Below are 16,665 nucleotides of genomic sequence, written 5' to 3' on the forward strand. Positions count from 1 at the left end.
TTTCAACGCTACTATTCGTTGTGTTCGACCACAATATCCCGTTACAGTTACGCGGTGAGGCCCTATGTATCGGGCACGTTAAGGAGACCAAGAAATGGCAAAGCCTATGACAAAGACTCAGCTGGTGGCTGCTCTCGCTGAGGAAATGGGAACCGACAAGAAAGCTGCAAACGCAGCGTTGGAGGCCATGACTGGCCTGATCACCCGCGAAGTTTCCGCCGGCGGCGCAGTGACCCTGCCTGGCGTTGGCAAAATCTACTGCCGCGAGCGCCCCGAGCGCATGGTGCGCAACCCCGCCACCGGCGAGCAGTTCAAGAAAGAAGCCGACAAAGTGGTCAAGATGACCATCGCGAAAGCTCTGAAGGACAGCGTGAACGGCTAATCTCAGCTTTCACTGCAAACGATAGAGGGTCGCCTTCGGGGGGCCCTTTTTCTTTGTTCGCCTGTTGGGACGAATTTTGGCACACCCGATAGATTTCGATGTACTTTGCGGGTTACCCGTCTAGTTGTTGAATAACAACATTTGAATTCATCGATCGGTTTGAAAAACGTGACGCACTTCTTCTCCAAAATCTCGTCTCTCGCGATTGCTTTTTCTCTAACCTGGACAACTCAGTTGGCTGCGCAACCTGTGGGTTGGGGCTTTCAGGTTGATGGGCTTGCGGCGTATCAAGGCAACGCATCCTTAAGCGGAGGTGGCAATTTCTCTGCAAGTCGTGCCTTTATTCGTGGCGGTTCGCTGTATAATACCGGCGATGGTACGTCATTCGGCCTGTCCATAAGCCTTGGGCAATTTGACTACGACTTCAATCAGACTGAAAATCAACCATGGACCGACATACGCGATATCCGGGTCTCGTTTCCGGTACGCGCGCGCGTCGGTGAAACGGCGCAACTGTTAATATCTCCACAAATCAGATGGGATTACCAAAGTGGTATAGACGCGTCTGATGGGCGGACTTACGGGGTTTTTGCCGGTCTGGCTTGGGAAGTCAGTAGCCGCTTGTCGATTGGACCTGCATTCGGCGTTTTTTCCCAACTCGAGGAAGAAGGCGTGGACTTTTTTCCGGCTCTTCTGGTGGATTGGGACATCAATGACCGTTGGAACCTGAATACGGGATCAGGGATTGGCGCAACCAGAGGGCCGGGGCTGACACTGAGTTATGCCATGACTGACACAATAAACCTGTCTTTGGCTGCGCGCTCTGAACGCATCCGCTTTCGCCTGGATGACCAAGGTCTTGCGCCGGATGGCGTTGGGGAAGACAAGAGCATCCCGGTTGTATTGGCCTTGGATTACAGCCCAAATCCCGGAGTTTCTCTAAACGTTTTTGCCGGAGCTGAATTCGATGGTCGGCTTACTCTGGATGACGAAAATGGAAGTGAGATTAGCCGGCAATCTTACGACACTGCACCGCTTGTCGGTTTTGCGTTCCGTTTTCGGTTCTGACTTTTCCAAAATAGAACTTCAAGACCACGGAAAACGGGCGCCGGATTAGGCGCCCGTCTGTTCTTTAACTCCGTTCGGCAATCAGTGAACCGTCTCAACCTTGTGGAAGTCCAGATCACGATCTTCGGGCATTGAATCGATGCTCAACACCTCTTTGCGCTTGGTGATCAGGATGTAGACCACGCAGGCCAAATAGAGGCCAACGACCACCGCTCCGATCCATTGGATCTGCAGCCACTGGCTCTGGAACAACAGGGTCAGGACAAACAGCAGGGCGACGTTGCCTGCAACGTAGATCGCCTTGCCGAACCGCTCGACTGTCAGGTTCAGGTTGTCCGTATAGAGCCTAATCAGCGAGTCCAGCGAGTTGATCACAAAGGTCACGCCCACGATCACCATCGCGATGTTGGTGATGCCCGCAGTGCTGATGCCGTTCAGGTGATAGTAGTAGAGAACGGTGAACCAGATTCCCAGCGGGATCGACGGGAAGATCAGCAGCGCCGCCAGCAATTGCCAGGTTTTCAGACCACCGACAAAGCGAGAGGTGAACTGGCCAATCATGATCGACCACGCGAACCACCAGAACAAATAGAAGGCGTGATAGTCGGTCAGCGGCAGGACAAACTTGTGCAGGTTGGCAAAGTAAGCGCTGATGTTGCTGCCGGTTTCAACAAATCCGGTCATGCCCATGCCAGCCGCGACCCACATTCCGATGATCAGCGCAAGGAACAGGAAGGTCGAACCCACGGACAGGATACGCACGTATTTCAGGTCGGTCGAAGAATAGGCCGCTGCCAGAATGACCACAAATACGATGATGTAGAAGGTTGAAACCACGGATTCGCCGTCTCCGACTTCAGGCAGATAGCCAGGCAGGTAGATCAGAAACAGGCTGGCGGTGAAGGCGCAGGTGCCAATAATCACCACGTTGTTGATCAACTTGACCAGCGGGATCTCAAAGAACTTCACGCGGGGTTCGATGACGCAGAAATAGAACGCCGTCAGGAAGTAGAAAGCCCAGATCAGGAAGCCCCAGAACCCGAACTCGATGGCCAGCGGGTTCGCAAAGGCATAGGCCGGTTCCTCGGCATATCCGCCAAACTCGGTCAGCGGGAACATGATCAGGCCGACATCCAGACCGGACGTGAACAGGATCGCGATGAAGGTGAACAGATGCACTGGCGTGACGCCCACGCAACGCAGGTTCCACCATTTCACGACGAAGAAAGCGACCAGGCCCAATGCCAGCAGGACGCCGAAAGAAAGAATATACTCCAAAAGCACCAACATACCTCCCTTGGTTAGTCAGAGTGCGGTTCGCATACCTTTAATTGACTGATCAATCAACAAACACTGCAATGCCGAATGTAACTGATGAGGCCTGTGGTTTTTTTGACGCGGGGCGCTTGCGCGTTTGAGATAATTCCGAAACAGTCGCGGCGTTTGGGAGAGCGTCATCATGGATCTGCGCGCCATAGCCATGGGGCTGGCATTTGCCTTCATCTGGTCGTCAGCCTTCACCTCGGCGCGGATCATCGTCGCCGATGCCTCGCCCCTTTTCTCACTGGCGCTGCGATTTTTGATCTCGGGGTTGTTGGGGGTCGCAATTGCGCGGGCGATGGGCCAAAGCTGGAGGCTGACGCGCGCGCAATGGTACGCGACTATTCTGTTTGGAATATGCCAAAATGCCCTTTATTTGGGTCTGAATTTCTACGCAATGCAAACCGTACAAGCATCTGTTGCGGCGATTATTGCATCAACAATGCCCCTGATCGTGGCATTAGCCAGCTGGACACTGTTTCACGAAAAACTTCGACCACTGGGCGTGTTCGGATTGCTGGCGGGTTTCGCTGGCGTCGCATTGATCATGAGCAGCCGGATTAGCGCGGGCGCCGACCTGTTTGGCGTCATGCTGTGCGGGCTGGGCGCGCTGGCGCTCAGCTTTGCGACACTGGCTGTGCGCGGGGCAACATCCGGCGGCAATTTCATGATGGTGGTCGGGCTACAGATGCTGGTGGGCGCGGCAATTCTGTTCTTCGCGGCCCCCATATTCGAGACGATCTACATTCACCCGAACGTACCGTGGATGCTGGCCTTTGCTTATACGACACTGTTCCCTGGCTTGTTGGCGACACTGATCTGGTTCCATTTGTTGAACAGGATCGGCGCGATCCGAGCCGCAACTTTTCACTTTTTGAACCCGGTCTTTGGCGTCGCGGTCGCTGCTGCTCTGCTGGGTGAAAAGCTTGGTCCGATGGATGCGGTTGGCGTGGGCATCACAACGCTGGGAATTCTGGCAGTGCAGCTGTCTCGGCAGACCGATCAGCGCAGCAATGCCTCGACCTGACGCAAGAGCTTCGGTGAATCCGGTTTGACGTTCGAGCCATACGTCGCGACAACCTCGCCCGCTGGGTCAATCAGGATCTTGTTGAAATTCCACTTGGGGACAAAGCCCGTTTGCTGGGCAACAGCCCTATAAAACGGATGGGCACCGAGGCCTTTGACTGGGGTGATGTCGGTCATGGGCAAGGTCAGACCAAAATTCATCTCGCAGAATTGTTTCACGTCTTTCGCTGACCCCAGTTCCTGATTGAAAGAATCCGAAGGGACGGCCAAAACCACGAGACCTCGATCAGCATAGGTGTCATGGATTTTTTGTAAGCCAGCGTATTGCCCCGTGAACCCGCAATGGGATGCCGTGTTCACAATCAGCACCGGCTGACCTCTCCACCCCTCAAGAGAAAGGGTTCCGCCGTCAATCGAGTCAAACTCACCGGTCAAAGGTGCAGCTTGAACAGCGCGGGCAACCAGCAATAGGACGGATAACAGAAGCAGTCTCAACATGGTGTTACCTCCTTTATTGTGAATTACGCGTGCGTTTGGCATTCGGATCACCCGCACGAGAACGCGAGCAGGCTGAAATATGATTTTGATTTTTGCCCCAGTATGCCCAAATAAAGGTCCAAGTCATATCAACACCGGAGAAGCCATGACCCGCTACACCAAAGACCCCGAGGCCATTGCCGCTCTTTCCCCTGAAGAATTTCACGTCACCCAACGCAGCGGGACCGAACGCCCCGGCACTGGAAAGCTGTTGGGAAACAAGGAACCGGGCATATACGTCGATATCGTCTCGGGCGAACCGCTATTTGCCTCGACCCACAAATACGAATCCGGATGTGGCTGGCCAAGCTTTACCAAGCCCATCGTGCACGAGCATGTTGAAGAGATTGAAGATCGCACGCTTGGCATGATCCGGACCGAGGTCCGCTCGAAACATGGCGACAGTCATCTTGGGCACGTATTCCCCGACGGTCCACGCGAACACGGCGGGCTACGCTATTGTATCAACTCCGCCTCCTTGCGGTTCATTCATCGCGATGAGATGGAGGCCGAAGGGTACAGTGAATACCTGATCCATGTGGAGGATATCCAATGACCAATGAACGCGCTGTTTTGGCCGGGGGCTGCTTTTGGGGCATGCAGGACCTGATCCGTAAATTGCCCGGCGTTTCCAGCACCCGCGTCGGCTATACTGGCGGCGACGTGCCCAACGCCACCTATCGCAACCACGGCACCCATGCCGAAGGGATCGAGATCATTTTCGACCCAGCGCAAATTACCTATCGCGACCTGCTCGAGTTCTTCTTTCAGATTCACGACCCGACAACCGTTAACCGTCAGGGCAATGATCGCGGGATGAGCTATCGCTCGGCCATCTACTATGTGGACGACGCCCAGAAACAGTTGGCTGAGGACACGATTGCCGATGTGAACGCCAGCGGGATCTGGCCCGGCAAGGTTGTGACCGAGGTCGAACCCGTCAGCGATTTCTGGGAGGCTGAGCCCGAGCATCAGGACTACCTTGAACGTATTCCCAACGGCTATACCTGCCACTTCCCGCGCCCCGATTGGGTTCTGCCCAAGCGCAGCGCGGCTGAATAACCGAATTGGCCCTCCTTCCCGCGAGGGGGGCTAACCTGAGGCCACCCTTGGGCGTCCGCTGGCTTCGACCGTGATCATCGCTTCGACAAACACGTCCTGCGCTTCGATGCGCGCGGTGCGGATGTCGCGGTCGACGACCACCCGGATATCTGCGGCGCCGGCCTGCCGCACGGCGACCTCGGCCTGATCCCGCAGAACCGTCTCCAGCAGTTCCAAGGCCTTGTCGGATTCTGTGAAATCCTGCGGCCCTTCCTCCAAATGAACCCGGTAACGCCCTTCAGACGGTGACGTCACGGTTCCTGTTCGACGCAGCGTAAGCCGACCAACAACTGCTCCGATCGCGTTGGCGACACCGGCGTGTTCCGGCAGGATCATGGTGCAATGCAGGCGATCCCCTACAGCCGGATAATAGCTGGGGGCGGATGCGCCGAGACCCACGACATCCACGTTTAGCGATGCGTCCAGCGCGATTAAGCCGCGATGCCTTGCCAGCCCTTTTTGCGTCAACACGTGCCGGGCCAAGTCAGCAGGTGCAAGACCAAAACCGTCAGCTTCTTCGGCAAAAGCAGTCTCTAATAAGGTCAAAGACGTCTGTTCGGTCAACTGATCCACGATCATCTGTGCCAGTTGTTCGGGGCTGCCGGCTAGCCTGTCACCCGTCCCCACCCGCTTGCGCGCAACCAGCTCCAACGCCTTGTGGGCTGCGTCCGCATCCCAGGTATCCAATCGGCCCAAAACATGGCTGGCATCCGATGGCGTCACACCCGAAACCTGAACGACACCGCGATCCACCAGACGCGACAAAGCTCCGTTCTCCATACGGGTGCGCAGCAGGTCACTTAGGGGCATGACGTTCTCGCCCAGCCTCTCCAACAGCGATTCTTCGCGCGCACCCAACCCGTCGGCATTGATACCGGGAACACGGCGGGCAAACCGCGTGTCATGCTCTCCCACGGTTGTTGCCCGCAACTGTGTGTCCAGAACGCCGTGAACAACCTCGGGTGCTTCTGACGCGATCAGAGATACCGGCAGCACCCGTCGTGGCCCCAGAAATACGCCGCCGCCCAGCCCTTCGGTCACCACATGCACCTGGCTATCTCCACCCAGTCCGTGGGTGCGCATGGCAACCGCCTCAACCATCGTACGAAATCCGCCGACCTGCGCGCCCGCTGGGTCAATCGCGGGTTTGCCATCCCGAATCAGCGCAACATCCGTCGTGGTGCCGCCAATATCGGACACCAGTGCATTCTCGGCCCCCGTCAACCAGCTTGCCCCAACAATCGAAGCCGCCGGCCCGCTGAGGATCGTCTCAATCGGGCGTTCCCGCGCTTGTTCGGCGCTCATCAGAGCACCATCGCCGCGCACAACCATCATCGGTGCGGTTATGCCCAGATCAATCAAACGATCCTGCGCCCGACCGATCAAACGGTCGATCATGCCGATCAAACGCGCATTCAAAACCGCCGTGACCGCGCGTTTCGGACCGTTCAGTTTGGCCGACAACTGATGAGAGCACGTTACCGGTGCCCCGGTTGTCGCGGCAATGACACGCGCGGCCTGCAATTCATGCGCCGGGTTCCGCGTTGCGAACTGCGCGGCAACCGCAAACCCGGAAACATCCTTGTGCGACGCCAAAAAGGCTTCCAGCGCGTCGACGTCCAATGGAGCAGCCTCACCCCCGGCGTGGCTATGCCCACCGCCAATCACCAGCGCTGGATCACCCTTCAGCGCATCCCGCAGCCCATGTTTCTCAAGGTCTGCTTCCTTGAACCCAATGTAAATCAGCGCGACTCGACCACCCTGCCCTTCGACCAAGGCATTCGTCGCCAACGTCGTCGACAAAGACGCCATTGAGATCTGCTCCGGCGACACCTGTGCTTGATCCAACACTGCCGAGATCGCCTGTCCAACCCCAATTGCCAGATCGGCGCGGGTTGTCAGGGATTTAGCCGAGGCGATCACCTCTTTCTCGTCCCGGATCAGCACCGCATCCGTATAGGTTCCACCCGTATCCACCCCCAAAGCCAACGCCATCGGGATCTCCTTCCTGTTCGCTGTCGATGGGTGTAGCGGTTTGGACCGACACGTCCAGCCTGTTTGCGTCACTTACGACAATCGTTTCACCGCCCAACGCGCGGCGTCCGCCACCGTTGGATCAGGATCATTGGCAAGCGACTGCGCGACGGGCATCAGATCTGACCGTTCCGAGTTGCCAATCGCGTACAGAACGTTGCGCACAAACCGATCCCGCCCGATCCTCTTGATCGGCGAGCCCGAGAACTTGGCCCGAAACGCTGCATCATCCAACACAGCAAGCTCGGCCAACGGCGGTGCTTTCAGATCATCACGTGCGGCATACCGCACATCGCTCGCTGCGATGGCGAATTTGTTCCACGGGCACGCGGCCAAACAATCGTCGCATCCATAAATCCGGTTTCCCAGCTTTTGGCGCAGCTCTTCGTCGACCGGCCCTTTATGTTCGATCGTCAGATATGAAATACATCGCCGCGCATCCAACTGATACGGCGCGGGAAACGCATCCGTCGGACAGGCGCTCAAACAAGCTCGACAATTACCGCAATGGTCAGATTCAGCCATGTCTGCAGGCAGGTCCAACGTCGTAAAAACAGAGCCTAAAAAGGCCCAATTTCCCCAGTCGCGGCTTACGAGATTGGTGTGTTTTCCCTGCCAGCCCAGCCCTGCCGCATGGCCCAAAGCCTTCTCCGGAACAGGCGCGGTATCAACAAAGACCTTTACCTCTCCACCCGCTTCCGCAATCAACCAGCGCGCCAGCCGTTTCAGCCGCTTTTTGACCAGATCGTGGTAATCCTTGTTCTGCGCATAAACAGAAATCGCCGCCTTGTCCGGATGCTGCAGAACTTCGGTCGGATCATGGTCAGGCGTATAGCTCTCGGCCAGCATGATGACCGACCGCGCCTCGGGCCACAATGCGGCCGGATCTCCGCGCCAATGGGTCCGCTCGGCCATCCACCCCATCTGCCCGTGATACCCGGCATCCAAAAACGCCTGCAAGCGCGACGGCACTTCGGGCACGTCCCAAGGTCGGCAAACACGGCAAGAGACAAATCCCTCGCTCAACGCCTGCGCCACCAGCTTTTCTTTTAAACCTGATCCGCTCTTCATCTGGCTATAAGTACCCTCGGGGTGAATTGGCCCACACCCCGGCCAAGAGGGGGCAGTCAGCCCGCTACACCCTTACCCTATCAGAAATCCAGATCAGCGTAATGCGGTGGCGGTCGGAACCCAGGAACCTGATCTGCCAATATGGACCGGAACGCAGGCCGCGACTTGATCTTGGCATACCAATCCTTGACCGCCTGAGAACGGTTCCAATCTACATCTGAGATATAATCCAGAGCAGACAAGTGCGCAGCAGCTGCAAAATCGGCCAGAGTCATCTGATCACCTGCCAGCCAGCGCCGGTGATCCAGCAGCCAAGCCATGTAGTCCAAATGATACTTGATAGCCTTTGCACCCGCCTTGACGTTTTTACTGTCGGGATAACCCTCGCCGGTCACCTTCTTGTTCACCCGCTCATACAACAGTCGAGATGTGACTTCGTGATGGAACTTGTCATCGAACCAACCAACCAAACGCCGCACCTCGTACCGCGCTTCAGGTTTTTTTGGCATCAGCGGAGGTTCAGGGCGGGTTTCTTCGATATATTCACAAATGGCCGCGCTTTCCGCCATGACCTGTCCATCCAGTCGCAACACCGGGACTTTGCCGGCTGGGTTGCGGCGCAGAAAATCCGGGTCTTGTTCCCAGTATCGTTCCTCGACCAATTCGACTTCGATTTTCTTTTCCGCAAGCGACAGGCGCACCCTGCGGCAATACGGGGACAGGGGAACATGAAACAGACGCGCCATAATCTTCCAATCGAACCAGTGAATACCCCCCAGCTTTAGCCTTGAGGGGCATAGGGTTTCAATCCTCGAAACAATCCGCGCGACCATCTGCGCGGATGGTGGCCGCCCCATCCCGGATGGATGCCGCACGTCTGCGGGTTCGAACCGACGGATCTGTGACGGATCTGTTGCGGGGGGACGGCAGGATCGCCGCCAATCGGGCCGCCTGAACTGACGACAACTTGGACGCACTCGTCCCATAGTATCGCTGTGCTGCCGCTTCGACCCCGAAGACCCCCTGACCGGTTTCGGCAACGTTCAGATATACTTCTAGGATTCGCTGCTTGCTCCAGAAGATTTCGACGACGGGTGTAATCGACGTTTCAAGCGCTTTGCGCACCCAACTGCGCCCTTGCCACAGGAACACGTTCTTCACGACCTGCTGGGTAATGGTCGAGGCCCCCCGGCTGCCGCCGTCTTCCAGCGCTTCGCGGATTGCTTCAACGTCAAAGCCCCAATGCAGGCAGAAATTCGCGTCCTCGGCGGCCACGGCAGATCTGCCCATAACCGGGGCAATTTCTTCGATCGACACCCACTCGCGCTCGACCTTCCCCAATCTTCGCCATTCCGACCAGATTGTATGAGTCACCGGCGGATTAACCACCGAGTAAAGCAGGACCAAACCCACGACAAAAGCCACAACGCCCAAGGCGATGCGTGTTACCCAACGACGAATCCGCGGAACCAGTGGCCTTTTTGATTTCGACGCCTTGCTTTTCTTTTTGCTCGACTTGCGCGCTGCTGTTCTTGCCATTTTGTTGCTATACGACGCTGTGGCCGGGTTTGGAACGGTTTATCTTGCCTGATCTGAGCGTTGCGCGGGTATGCAATCTTAAGCAAGGCCGGGACGTAAATTGAAAACCCCGCGTGTCCTTGTTGACACGCGGGGTTCTGATTTGGTCTAACAACTTTCGCTTACTCGGCGGGAACAGCAGTTGCCTCGGTCGTCAGAGGATGGCTGAGCTTGTTCAGCATCTCTTTCGGGCAAACCTGCAGGAAGTTGGCCTTTTCGACCTCCCAATGCTGCAGAATGTCGGCGGCCTTACGGCTGTTGGTTTCAGCCTGATGGGTTTCGATCAGCGATTTCAACTGATTTTCCCAATGGTCGACAGTCACCGGGCAGGTCACCAGCGTTTCCATGTTCATCAGCTGCTCGGCCTTGCCTTCGGGGTCGTACAGATAGGCCATACCGCCCGTCATACCTGCGCCAAAGTTGGCACCAATGCCACCCAAGATCACCGCAATACCACCGGTCATGTATTCACAGCCGTTCGAGCCACAGCCCTCGATCACCACAGTGGCGCCCGAATTCCGAACCGCGAACCGCTCACCTGCGCGGCCAGCCGCAAACAGGTGGCCATCAGTTGCGCCGTAAAGAACGGTGTTGCCGATAATGGTGTTTTCGTCTGCTTTCAGCGGGCTGACCTGCGGCGGACGTACAACGATTGTGCCCCCGGACAGGCCCTTGCCGACATAGTCGTTGGCATCACCAGATACCTCAAGCTTCAGACCTGGGGCCGCAAAAGCCCCCAACGACTGACCGGCCGAGCCTTGCAGTTTCACATGCAGGTGGTCGGGCTGGAACGTGTTCCGCATCCCGAAATTCTGCACGATATGGCTGGAGACCCGTGTGCCCACGGTTCGGTGCGTGTTTTGAACAGCATAGGACAGCTGCATTTTCTCACCGTCTTTCAGGAACCGTGCAGCATCGCGCACAATTTCCGCATCAAGCGTATCGGGCACTGCATTGCGATCTCTGTCGCGGTTGTAGACGATGTTATGGGCACCATCGACGGTGATCAGCAGCGGGTTGAGGTCCAGATCATCCAGATGCGCTGAACCGCGACTGACCTGCGCCAGCAGATCTGCCCGCCCGATGATGTCGTCAATCGACCGCGCACCGAGGCTGGCCAGCAGCTCGCGCACTTCCTGTGCATAGAAGGTGATCAGGTTGACGACCTTATCGGCATTACCGGTGAACTTTGCCCGCAGGGATTCGTCCTGCGTACACACACCGACCGGGCAGGTGTTCGACTGGCACTGACGCACCATGATACAGCCCATCGCGATCAGAGCAGCGGTGCCGATACCGTATTCCTCGGCCCCCATCATCGCAGCCATGACGATATCACGACCGGTGCGCAAGCCACCATCGGTTCGCAGGGTCACGCGGTCGCGCAGGTTGTTCATCGCCAAAACCTGATGTGCCTCGGTCAGGCCCATCTCCCACGGCAGACCGGCATATTTGATCGAGGTCGCCGGAGATGCCCCGGTGCCACCATTGTGGCCCGAAATCAGGATCACGTCCGCTTTGGCCTTGGCCACACCGGCAGCAATCGTGCCAACACCCGAAGACGCCACCAGTTTCACGGTAACCTTGCAGCGCGGGTTGATCTGTTTCAGGTCGTAGATCAGCTGCGCCAGATCCTCGATTGAGTAGATATCGTGGTGCGGCGGTGGAGAGATCAGGGTCACACCCTTGGTCGAATGGCGCAGTCGCGCAATCAGGTCGGTAACTTTCATGCCCGGCAGCTGACCGCCTTCACCGGGTTTGGCACCCTGAGCGACCTTAATCTCCAGTTCTTCACACTGATTCAAGTATTCGGCGGTCACACCGAACCTGCCCGAAGCGACCTGTTTGATCTTGGCCGACGGGTTGTCGCCATTGGGCTCCGGCACAAAATGTGCCGGGTCTTCGCCACCCTCGCCGGAGTCGGATTTCGCACCGATCCGGTTCATCGCCACGTTCAGCGTCTTGTGCGCCTCGGGCGATAACGCACCCAGCGACATGCCCGGCGTGACGAACCGCTTGCGGATCGAAGTGATCGACTCGACCTCTTCAATCGGGATTGGCTTGCCCAGCGGTTTAAAGTCCATCAGGTCACGCAGATGGATCGGCGGGTTCGACTGCATCTTGGCCGAGTATTGCTTCCACAGCTCATAGGACGCGCGGTTACAAGCCATTTGCATCATATGCATCGAGGTCGCTTCCCACGCGTGGGTCTCACCCGATTTACGCGCCTTATAGAACCCACCGATGGGCAGCACGTCCAGACCGCTATCCCATGCCTTGGCGTGGATCTCCTCGGCCTTCGTCTGAATACCCGTGACGCCGATGCCGGAAATCCGGCTGGTCATTCCAGGGAAGTATTCGGCCACCATCGCACGGCTCAGGCCAACGGCCTCAAAATTCAGGCCGCCGCGATAGGACGAGATTACCGAGATTCCCATCTTGGCCATGATCTTCAACAAGCCCTGATCGATCGCTTCGCGGAAGCGGGCGACATTTTCGGTCAGGGTCCCGTCCAAAAGGCCGCGATCAATACGGTCGGCCAGCGAATCCTCGGCCAGATAGGCGTTCACAACGGTCGCACCACAACCGATCAGAACGGCAAAATAGTGCGGGTCGACACATTCCGCCGAGCGTACGTTCAACGAACAGAATGTCCGTAGGCCCTGACGGGTCAGGTGTGAGTGCACCGCACTTGTGGCAAGGATCATGGGCATCGCCACACGACCTGCGCCCGAGTTCATGTCAGACAGCACCAGATGCCCAGCGCCGGACCGAACGGCCTCTTCCGCTTCGGCTCTAACACGGGCCAACGCCTCGCTTAGTGCGTTTTGGCCGGGCTCAAAGCTACAGTCGATCTCGGCCAGCGGGGCATCAAAGCTTTCAACCAGCTTGTCCCATTGCGCGTTGCCGACAAAGGGACTTTCCAGAACCACAATCTCGGTCTGGCTGCTGTCCTCATCCAGCACGTTCTTGAGGTTCGCAAACCGCGTCTTCAAAGACATCACGCGGTATTCGCGCAAAGAATCGATCGGCGGGTTGGTCACCTGGCTGAAATTCTGCCTAAAGAAATGGCTGAGCGGGCGGTATTGCTTGGACAGAACCGCCGAGGGCGTATCGTCACCCATCGAGGCCAGCGCCTCTTTGCCATCTTCCGCCATCGGGGCGAGGATCTGCTCCAGCTCCTCAACCGAATAACCAGCCGCGATCTGACGCTTGCGCAGTTCCTCTCCTGAGAAAATCGGGGTTTCGGTCACACCTGCCAGCGTGGCATCCAGATCGTGAATCTTGCCGACCCATTCGCCAAATGGCAGCGCACGGGCCAGTTTGTTCTTGATCTGCGTGTCGCGGAACAACTTGCCCTTCTTCATATCGACGGCCAGCATCTGACCTGGGCCAAGCGCGCCTTTTTCGGTCACTGTGGCCTCATCAATCGGCACCATCCCGGCCTCGGACCCTGCAATGACAAGACCGTCGCCAGTTACTACGTAACGCATCGGACGCAGACCGTTCCGGTCCAGACCCGCACAAACCCAACGGCCATCGGTCATCGCCAATGCGGCGGGGCCGTCCCACGGCTCCATCACCGAATTGCAGTAGGAATACATGTCGCGCCACGCCTGCGGCAGTTCGACCGCCTGCTTGGACCAGCTTTCCGGCACCAGCATGGTTTTCGCCATTGGGGCAGACCGGCCGGCACGGACAAGAACTTCAAAGACAGAGTCCAGAGCCGCCGAATCCGACGAACCACCTGCGATGATCGGCTTGATGTCCTCGGCATAGTCACCAAAGGTGCCGCTCGCCATGCGGATCTCATGGCTTTTCATCCAGTTGATGTTGCCCTTCAGCGTGTTGATCTCGCCGTTATGGGCCAGCATGCGGAAAGGCTGGGCCAGCCACCACTGCGGGAACGTATTGGTCGAATATCGCTGGTGGTAGATGGCAAAGGCACTTTCAAAGCGCTCGTCCATCAAATCGGGGTAGAACACCGCGACCTGCTCGGCCAACATCATGCCCTTATAGATGATCGACCGGCAGCTGAGCGAGGCCAGATACAGATCAGAAATACCGGCAGCCAGTGCCGCCTTTTCGATACGGCGACGGATCACATAAAGCTCACGCTCAAACGTGTCTTCATCCACACCTTTTGAGTTCGAGATCAGGATCTGCTCAATCTCAGGCCGGGTGGCGTTGGCTTTTTCTCCCAGGCAGGTCACATCGACCGGCACATGACGCCAACCATAAATGTAATAGCCCATGCGCAGAACTTCGGTTTCAACGATGGTCCGGCACTGTTCCTGTGCGCCAAAGTCGGTGCGTGGCAAAAAGACCTGACCAACCGCAATCAGTTGATCCAGTCGCGGCTCATGTCCGGTGCGGCGGATCTGGTCATAGAAGAACGGAACCGGGATCTGCACGTGAATACCCGCGCCATCACCCGTCTTGCCGTCTGCGTCCACCGCGCCCCGGTGCCAGATTGCCTTAAGTGCGTCGATCCCGGCATCCACCACCTTACGTGACGCTTTGCCGTCAATCGAAACCACAAGACCTACGCCGCATGAAGAATGCTCTTCGTCCTCGGAATAGAGACCATTTTCGGCCATCCATTTGCGCTTGGCTTCTTCGGCCCGCACCCAATCGGCATCATATTTGGTCATTGGCTGTCTCCTTCTTCCGGCAGGGCATACATGGCTTCGACCTCGGCTTTGGTCATCTGCCGGCGTTCTCCTGCGAACGCGTAGCCCTCGGGCTTTTTATCTATGTAAAGTTCAAGTTTCAGCGGGTTGCCGGTGTCGTCAAAAAGACCGGCAGCCATTTGGGTTTGTCCGTGCATCTCGCCCGGCAAAGTGATCCGGTACCACAGTGCCGAACCACAGTCCGAGCAAAATGCCCGTTCGGCCCAATCCGACGAGGTGTAGGTCTTGACCGGTCCCAAGGCGGCATAGCCGGGCTCTGCCGCGAAGGTTACCAGCATCGAACTGGTCCAGCGACGGCATTGATCACAATGGCAGGCTCCCAGCGATTCCCGCGCCGGGGTTGCAGTCACCGTGACCGCGCCGCACATGCATTGACCTTGCAATTCGGGCATCAGACCCTCCTGTCGCTGGGCTAGGGTTATTCGGCTGCGATGGCAGCCTTGGCGTTGAAGCGATCAATAATCGCATCGGCGCAGTCACGACCGTCACGAATGGCCCAGACCACCAGAGACGCACCGCGCACGATGTCACCAATAGCATAGACGCCGTCCATCTCGGTTGCGCCGGTCTCGAACGCTGCCTTGACGGTGCCCCAACGGGTGACGGGCAGGTCGGGCTGGCCGAACAGGGTGGGCAGGTCTTCAGGCTCAAAGCCCAGCGCCTTAATCACCAAATCGGCGTCTTCGACATAATCCGCGCCTTCGATCACTTCAGGTGCCTGACGGCCGGTCGCGTCGGGCTGACCCAGACGCATCTTCTGCACCATCACGCCTGCGACGGTGTCGTCGCCGGTAAAGCCCTTGGGCGCGCTCAGCCATTCGAACACCACGCCTTCTTCTTCGGCGTTTTGGGTTTCGCGCTGCGAACCCGGCATGTTCGCCCGGTCACGACGATAGAGGCATTTGACCGACGTGGCACCTTGCCGGATCGAGGTCCGCACACAATCCATCGCGGTATCACCGCCACCAATAACGACCACCTTCTTGCCTTCGGCATTCAAGCGGCCATTGTCGAAATCTTCGACGTCATCGCCAAAACTTTTGCGGTTCGAGGCGGTCAGGAAATCGATGGCTTTTTCGATTCCAGCCAGACCGCTGCCGGGCATAGACAGATCGCGCGATTTGTACACGCCTGTCGCAATGATTACTGCATCATGCTTGGAGCGTATTTCCTCGAACTTGGCGGCGTCTACATCGCAATTCAGCACGAACTCGACTCCACCATCTGCCAGCAGGTCATTTCGACGCTGAACAATGTCTTTTTCCAGCTTGAACCCCGGAATGCCGTACATCAGCAGACCGCCTGCGCGATCATAACGATCATAGACGGTGACCTGAATGCCCGCCCGACGCAGCATGTCAGCCGCAGCCAGACCGCCGGGGCCGCCACCGATGATGCCGACGCTTTCGCTGCGCTCGGAACCCGGAGCGGTGGGTTTCACCCAGCCTTTGTCCCAGGCGGTGTCGGTGATGTATTTCTCAATCGTGCCAATGGTGACCGTGCCGTGGCCCGATTGCTCGATCACGCAGTTGCCTTCGCACAGGCGGTCCTGCGGGCAGATTCGGCCACAGATCTCGGGGAATGTGTTGGTGGCCTGACTGGTTTGGTAGGCTTCTTCCAGACGACCCGTCGCGGTCAAATGCAGCCAGTCAGGGATGTTGTTGTGCAGTGGGCAATGCGACTGGCAGTATGGAACACCACATTGACTGCATCGGCTGGCTTGCTCCTTGGCCTTCTCTGCTGCGAATTCGGCGTAGATTTCATCAAAATCTTCTCTGCGGTCATCGGCGGCACGCTTTTCGGGCATGACGCGGTCGATCTGCACAAATTTCAGCATCGATTGCTTGGCCACGG

General features: G+C 57.5%; 14 protein-coding genes. 5 read left to right on the top strand and 9 right to left on the bottom strand.

Annotated elements, in window-relative coordinates; all coding sequences use genetic code 11:
- Positions 1–94: 94 nt before the first annotated feature.
- Positions 95–382 carry an HU family DNA-binding protein gene (locus AC2FFH_RS21600; protein ID WP_039533371.1) on the top strand — a complete coding sequence of 96 codons (288 nt, stop codon included), beginning with the start codon at positions 95–97 and terminating at the stop codon, positions 380–382.
- A gap of 234 nt (positions 383–616) precedes the next feature.
- Entirely contained in the window at positions 617–1,450 is an 834-nt protein-coding gene (locus AC2FFH_RS21605; RefSeq protein WP_496845289.1) for a hypothetical protein, read from the top strand.
- A gap of 81 nt (positions 1,451–1,531) precedes the next feature.
- Here AC2FFH_RS21605 and AC2FFH_RS21610 read toward each other — a convergent pair whose 3' ends face one another.
- The gene (locus AC2FFH_RS21610; protein ID WP_496780972.1) at positions 1,532–2,728 is read right to left on the bottom strand and encodes a BCCT family transporter; all 1,197 of its coding nucleotides are present in this window, start codon (positions 2,726–2,728) and stop codon (positions 1,532–1,534) included.
- A gap of 181 nt (positions 2,729–2,909) precedes the next feature.
- On the opposite strand from AC2FFH_RS21610, the gene AC2FFH_RS21615 reads away from it, so the two are divergent.
- Entirely contained in the window at positions 2,910–3,797 is an 888-nt protein-coding gene (locus AC2FFH_RS21615) for a DMT family transporter (RefSeq protein ID WP_496727332.1), read from the top strand.
- Here AC2FFH_RS21615 and AC2FFH_RS21620 read toward each other — a convergent pair.
- The gene (locus AC2FFH_RS21620) at positions 3,773–4,294 is read right to left on the bottom strand and encodes a glutathione peroxidase (RefSeq protein WP_496845290.1); all 522 of its coding nucleotides are present in this window, start codon (positions 4,292–4,294) and stop codon (positions 3,773–3,775) included. The genes AC2FFH_RS21615 and AC2FFH_RS21620 overlap by 25 nt on opposite strands.
- Positions 4,295–4,439: 145 nt before the next feature.
- On the opposite strand from AC2FFH_RS21620, the gene msrB reads away from it, so the two are divergent.
- Positions 4,440–4,889 carry a peptide-methionine (R)-S-oxide reductase MsrB gene (msrB, locus tag AC2FFH_RS21625; protein WP_496741454.1) on the top strand — a complete coding sequence of 150 codons (450 nt, stop codon included), beginning with the start codon at positions 4,440–4,442 and terminating at the stop codon, positions 4,887–4,889.
- Positions 4,886–5,395, top strand: coding sequence for a peptide-methionine (S)-S-oxide reductase MsrA (gene msrA / locus AC2FFH_RS21630; protein WP_496770561.1), 510 nt, complete (start codon positions 4,886–4,888; stop codon positions 5,393–5,395). Before msrB ends, msrA begins: the two co-directional genes overlap by 4 nt.
- Before the next feature lie 30 nt (positions 5,396–5,425).
- Here the strand turns inward: msrA and AC2FFH_RS21635 are convergent, their stop codons facing one another.
- The 7 genes from AC2FFH_RS21635 to AC2FFH_RS21665 form a co-directional block, all read right to left on the bottom strand.
- Entirely contained in the window at positions 5,426–7,429 is a 2,004-nt protein-coding gene (locus AC2FFH_RS21635; protein WP_496770559.1) for a hydantoinase/oxoprolinase family protein, read from the bottom strand.
- Between the two features lie 72 nt (positions 7,430–7,501).
- Complete coding sequence (gene queG / locus AC2FFH_RS21640) at positions 7,502–8,539, bottom strand: tRNA epoxyqueuosine(34) reductase QueG (RefSeq protein WP_496770558.1); 1,038 nt, start codon at positions 8,537–8,539, stop codon at positions 7,502–7,504.
- Positions 8,540–8,619: 80 nt separating this feature from the next.
- Complete coding sequence (gene fzlA / locus AC2FFH_RS21645) at positions 8,620–9,285, bottom strand: FtsZ-binding protein FzlA (RefSeq protein WP_496770554.1); 666 nt, start codon at positions 9,283–9,285, stop codon at positions 8,620–8,622.
- 58 nt (positions 9,286–9,343) lie between these two features.
- Complete coding sequence (gene mtgA, locus AC2FFH_RS21650; RefSeq protein WP_496741446.1) at positions 9,344–10,078, bottom strand: monofunctional biosynthetic peptidoglycan transglycosylase; 735 nt, start codon at positions 10,076–10,078, stop codon at positions 9,344–9,346.
- 161 nt (positions 10,079–10,239) lie between these two features.
- Positions 10,240–14,772 (bottom strand): glutamate synthase large subunit, encoded by a 4,533-nt coding sequence (gene gltB, locus AC2FFH_RS21655; RefSeq protein WP_496770551.1) that lies wholly within the window; start codon positions 14,770–14,772, stop codon positions 10,240–10,242.
- Positions 14,769–15,203 carry a GFA family protein gene (locus tag AC2FFH_RS21660; protein WP_496727322.1) on the bottom strand — a complete coding sequence of 145 codons (435 nt, stop codon included), beginning with the start codon at positions 15,201–15,203 and terminating at the stop codon, positions 14,769–14,771. Before AC2FFH_RS21660 ends, gltB begins: the two co-directional genes overlap by 4 nt.
- A 26-nt stretch (positions 15,204–15,229) precedes the next feature.
- Positions 15,230–16,663, bottom strand: a complete 1,434-nt coding sequence (locus AC2FFH_RS21665) for an NAD(P)-dependent oxidoreductase (protein ID WP_496845291.1) — start codon at positions 16,661–16,663, stop codon at positions 15,230–15,232.
- Between the last annotated feature and the right edge of the window lie 2 nt (positions 16,664–16,665).

Source organism: Ruegeria sp. YTSC003 (genome assembly GCF_059609785.1).